The organism is Rhodococcus sp. (in: high G+C Gram-positive bacteria) (assembly GCF_049286785.1).
Lineage (GTDB): Bacteria > Actinomycetota > Actinomycetes > Mycobacteriales > Mycobacteriaceae > Rhodococcus_F.
The window spans coordinates 1-4,666 of the sequence record NZ_JBAQEO010000690.1 but is presented as its reverse complement, the minus strand read 5'-3'; the positions used below and the strand labels follow the sequence as shown (position 1 = coordinate 4,666).

General features: G+C 66.3%; 1 protein-coding gene and 3 pseudogenes. 3 read left to right on the top strand and 1 reads right to left on the bottom strand.

Annotation, left to right across the window (positions count from 1 at the left end; translation table 11 throughout):
- Both WAW17_RS25030 and WAW17_RS25025 read left to right on the top strand, forming a co-directional pair.
- Positions 1-124, top strand: a pseudogene (locus WAW17_RS25030) (IS3 family transposase); the annotation flags it as partial.
- A 53-nt stretch (positions 125-177) separates the two neighbouring features.
- Positions 178-1,223 (top strand): annotated as a pseudogene (locus WAW17_RS25025) (IS701 family transposase).
- Here WAW17_RS25025 and WAW17_RS25020 read toward each other — a convergent pair.
- A pseudogene (locus WAW17_RS25020) lies at positions 1,218-2,432 on the bottom strand (IS110 family transposase); the annotation flags it as partial. The pseudogenes WAW17_RS25025 and WAW17_RS25020 sit on opposite strands and share 6 nt — an antisense overlap.
- A 553-nt stretch (positions 2,433-2,985) precedes the next feature.
- Here WAW17_RS25020 and WAW17_RS25015 point away from each other — a divergent pair.
- Entirely contained in the window at positions 2,986-4,380 is a 1,395-nt protein-coding gene (locus tag WAW17_RS25015) for an IS1380 family transposase (RefSeq protein ID WP_422335576.1), read from the top strand.
- Positions 4,381-4,666 lie beyond the last annotated feature (286 nt).

Genomic DNA, 4,666 nt, shown 5'->3' with positions numbered 1-4,666 from the left:
GATCGCGATCGTCACCTGGATCGAACGGACCTACCACCGCCGCCGACGCCAAGCCCGGCTCGGCAAGTTGACCCCCGTCGAATACGAGACCATCATGACCACACCAGCCACTCAGGCTGCGTGACCGCACCTGTCACCTGATCGTGCAGCAGTCCCCGGTGTGGTCATTGATCTTGTGTGCAGTCAGAGGTGCTGGAGTGGTCGGCGGGTGCACCGCGTTCTGTTCCCGGTTCGCGTCGAGGTTTCCGCGGGTTGAGTCGCGGCGGCGGATGGGTGCGTCCGTGCGGGGGTTGCTCGGTGAGGTCGACCGTAAGAACGGGTGGACCTTGGCCGAGGCGGCCGGTGATGCGGGCCCGGAGGGCATGCCATCGGCTGCTGAATTTCTACTCCTGGGACGGCGACGGGCTGCGTGATGACGTGCGCGAGGTCGTGGTCGAGACGATAGGCGACGCCCGGAATGGGGTGTTCCTCGCCTACGCCTCCGACCGGGGGCCGGCGATGATCGATCGGGAGTTGTATCTGCCGAAAGCCTGGACCGAGGACCGTGAGCGGTGCCGAGCCGTCGGGATCGGCGTCGAGGTGGTTTTCGCGACGAAACCCGAACTGGTGCAGACGATGATCGAACGCGCCCTCGATGCCGGAGTACCGTTCGGGTGGTTCACCGCCGACGAGGCCTACGGGCAGGTCGGCAAGCTCCGGCTGTGGCTCGAATCCCGTGGTGTGGCCCATGTTCTCGCCGTTCCGAAGTCGCAGATGGTGATCTCGATGGAGTTGCGTCAGCGCCGAGCCCACGCGATGATCGCCGACCTGCCGGCGACCGCGTGGCAGCGGATGAACTGCGGCGACGGCGCCCACGGACCCAGGCTCTACGACTGGGCGTTCGTCGACATCCGGCCATTGCGCGAACGCGGTCGCGGTCACTGGCTGCTGGCCCGCCGGTCGATCACCGACCCCGACGAGTTTGCCTGCTACATCTGCTATGGCCCCGCCGCCGCCGGACCCGCCGAGCTGGTCCGGGTGGCCGGCAGTCGCTCGAGGAGTGCTTTCAGACCACCAAGAACGAGACCGGACTCGACCACTACCAGGTGCGTGGGTACCCGGCCTGGTACCGGCACGTCACTTTGTCGATGGTTGCGGCTGCTTTCCTGACGATCCTGCGTCGCGGCGCTCAAAAAGACATCCCAGGAGCTTGGGTGTCGAGCAGCGGCCTCGGCGTGATGTGACCACGCGGTGGTTTCGTCGTAGCGGGTGCGGGTCTTGAGGCACCCGTGCAGGACGCCGACGAGCCGGTTCGCCAGCTGCCGCAGGGCGGAAACGTGATCGAGACCGCGGTCTCGTTGTTTGTCGTAGTAGGCGCGGGCACCGGGTGACGCTTGCAGGGCCGAGAACGCCTGAGAGTTCAGCGCATCGACGAGCCGATCGTTGTGCACGAACCGGGCCGCGACCACCTTCTTCTTGCCGGAGGCTCGGGTGATAGGGCTGGTGGCGGCATAGTTCTTGCGGGCCTTCGCGGTGGCATACCGTTCGGGGTCATCGCCGAACTCACCGAGGACCCGGGGGCCGAGCAACGGTCCCATCCCGGGCTGGGACATGATGATCTCAGCGTCCGGGTGCCGGCCAAAATGCGCATCGACCTGCCCCTGCAGCGCCTTGATCTCCGCGTTCAGCGTGGTCAGTATCGCCACGGCGGAGCGGACGGTCGCCGCGTAGGCGGCGGTGTTCACCGCCGCCCGGCCCAGCTGCTCACCGCGCAGGACGGCCTGGATCCGATCGGTCTTGGTCTCGATGTCACGGCGGCGGGCTTTCCGCAGCGCCGCGATGATCTGGCCCCGTGTCAGTCGTGCCGCCGAGGTCGGGTCCGGGGCCTTCCCGAGCAGCTCGAGGGCGTCGGCGGCGTCGAGATCGTCGAACGCCTCCAATGCGGCCGGGAAGTACTCGCGCAGTGCGTGTCGCAGTCGCTGGGTGTGGCGGGTGCGTTCCCAGATCAATGTCTTGTGGGCCCGGGCGACGACTTTGACCCCCTCGGCCTCGGCGCTGTCGCCGGCCACCGTCCGCAGCTGGTGCGAATCGGTGCGCACCATGTCCGCCAACACGTGTGCGTCGGCGGCGTCGCTCTTCGCGCCCGAAACACCGCTGCGTTCCCGGAAACGAGCCGCCTGCAACGGATTCACCGCGAATACTGTGTATCCGGCGGTCACCAAAGCCGCAACCCAAGGACGCCGGTCGGTCTCGATTCCGATCGCCACCTCGGACTGGTCGACGTCGTCGCCGAGTTGGTCGCCGATCATCGAGTGCAGCCGCGCGATCCCGGCCACTCCTTCCGGTAGCCGTGCCTTGCTCAGTCTCCGTCCGGCCGCGTCCATCAGCTCGACATCGTGATGCTCTTCCGACCAGTCATCTCCTACGAATAACTGCACTGATACTTCTCCCATCGTCCTCGAGCTCGACCACGTTCGGTAGCGTGCGGAAGAACCATCAGCGCCCTGATGAAGCAGTGCTCACGCCGGAGCGGGCACGACACCCCATCAGCGATTCCGTTCTCCCGGCGGACGGGCAGGGGCACGATCTTTTTTCAGGACTCGAGATGTCCAGGGGATCGGAGTGCTCACCTGCCCGCCGCTACCGGTGACGAGTCTGCCGTATGACCGGACTCGCTGACTCTCATTAGGGGATCTTCAATCGGTGCCCGAGATCTAATCCCTCTGACAATCAACGAGATACGGAGATTGTTCAACCGCGTCGCCAGCCCCATGCGACACGCCCTCGTCCACGTCTGGCACTGGTCGAACTGGCGCCGCGCCAGCCAAGCCAGGGCGCGCGCCAGCCACTACACACACCGACATCACAAACTGTCGTTGCAGTATTAGCCTGGATCCGTGGAGACTACGCCGGCCGTAACGGCGTGTGAATGACGAAAGCGCCTCCCGTAGTGAGACAATCAAGATTCTCACATCACGATTGTCCACATACGGAAAGGCACTTTCAGTGCAATCATCGCACACGTTCACGGCTGGGTCCGCGGTGTTCGACGAATACAATCTCGTGTCGGCCGCCGGGTTGGTGCCGGTCCTCGAACTGGGCGAACAGACCGGCCTGTCGGAGCTGATCGACACCCATGTCGACCTCGCCTCCACGCGGGTGGCCTCGGGTGCGGTGAACCCGGTGGGGAAACTGACCTCGATCATCGGCGGGATGCTCACCGGAGCGGACAGCATCGACGACGTGGACACGATCCGCGCCGGCGGTACCCCGATTCTCTTCGACCAGGTGTACGCCCCGTCGACGTTGGGGATCTTTCTGCGCGAGTTCACCTTCGGGCACAGCCTGCAGCTCGGGGCGGTGCTGCGCCGGCATCTGATCGCCCTCGCCGCCCGCACTCCGCGGCTGCCCGGCATCGAGGACCGAGCCTTCCTCGACATCGACTCACTGCTGCGGCCGGTGTACGGGCACCAGAAACAGGGAGCGTCCTACGGGCACGCGAAGATCGCCGGCCGAGCCCTGCTCCGCAAGGGCCTGTCCCCGCTGGTCACGACCCTGTCCACCGCGAACAGCGCCCCGGTGGTCGCGGAGATGCGGCTGCGGGCCGGCAAGACCGGCTCGGGGCGCGGCGCCGCCTCCCAGCTGCGGTCGGCGATCAGCACCGCCCGCGCCTGCGGCGCGCACGGCAAGATCATGGCCCGCGGGGATTCCGCGTTCGGCAACAAGGCCGTCATCAGGGCCGCGGTCGCCGCGGGTATCGAGTTCTCCCTGGTGATGACCCGGAATCCGCGGATCACCCGGGCCATGGAGAGCATCGACGAGCAGGAGTGGACGCCGGTGCACTATCCCGGTGCGGTGACCGACCCCGACACCGGGGAGCTGATCTCCGATGCCGAGGTCGCCGAGGTCGAGTACACCGCGTTCTCTGGACGCCACAAGGTCACCGCCCGCCTGATCGTGCGCCGGGTCAAGGACGCGAACTATCCGGATGCGTTGTTCCCGGTATGGCGCTACCACCCGTTCTTCACCAATTCCGACCTGCCGACCATCGACGCCGACATCACGCACCGCAAACACGCGATCGTGGAAACGGTGTTCGCGGACCTCATCGACGGACCACGCGCTCACATCCCGTCGGGGCGTTTCGGCGCGAACAGCGCCTGGGTGCTCTGCGCGGCGATCGCCCACAACCTGCTGCGCGCCGCCGGCACCCTCGCCGGCGGCCGCCACGCCGTCGCCCGCGGGGCCACCCTGCGCCGGCACCTGGTCAACGTCCCCGCCCGATTCGCCCGGCCAGCACGCAAACCCGTCCTCCACCTACCCGCGCACTGGCCGCGGCAGGCCGACTGGACAACCCTTTGGGGCAACATCATCGACTACGAACCGCCACAAGCTGCCTGACCCGACAACCCGGCCACACCGGCCCCGACCCAGGAACACCCAACGTGGATGAGCTGACAACCGGTCAGCGGATCAACCACGCCCCCAACAGCGTCACCCGTCGCCATCACCAAAGAATCGACCCGAAAATCACTGAGATCACCGATCCACGGATTGAGGCTTAGTGGTTGGATTCGTTAATTCGTCGGGGGTCATGCCGCTTGCAGGGTTCGGTCGTGGTGGTCGAGTCGTTCGAGGTGTCGGTGTAGGTCGGTGGTGGTGTAGCGCCACTTGAACGGTACGGCGG